Here is a 335-nt window from a genome sequence, read left to right as displayed (position 1 = left end):
AAGCGGTTGTTGACGCGCAGGTTGATCGCCCGCAGACTGTCTGCAGACGTGAACTGGCCGCTGACGCGAAGCGCCACGCGCTCAGGTCCTGCATTGACGAAGCGGGACTGGGTGACGGCATTCTGCGATTGCAACGTCTTGATGATGGACTGCTGATCAATGCCGAGCGCCGCGATCTGTCGCGTGGAAAATTCCAGATAGATCGTCTCGTCCTGTGCGCCGATGACATCGACCTTGCCGATATTGTCGACGGTCAAGACCTTGGCGCGGGCATCTTCCACCAGGTCACGCAATTGCCGCTGGCTGAGGCCGTCGCTGGTGAAGGCGTAGATATT

Annotated in this window: 1 protein-coding gene; it reads right to left on the bottom strand. The window is 59.1% G+C overall.

What is annotated here, in order from left to right:
* Positions 1–335 (bottom strand): efflux RND transporter permease subunit (locus tag EN852_RS37385; RefSeq protein WP_135879805.1); only part of this gene is annotated, 335 nt, incomplete at both ends.

Source organism: Mesorhizobium sp. M2E.F.Ca.ET.209.01.1.1, from assembly GCF_004010375.2.
In the GTDB taxonomy this organism is placed as follows: Bacteria; Pseudomonadota; Alphaproteobacteria; order Rhizobiales; family Rhizobiaceae; genus Mesorhizobium.
The sequence above is the reverse complement of the archived record's forward strand: the minus strand, read 5'-3'. Positions and strand labels throughout refer to the sequence as shown.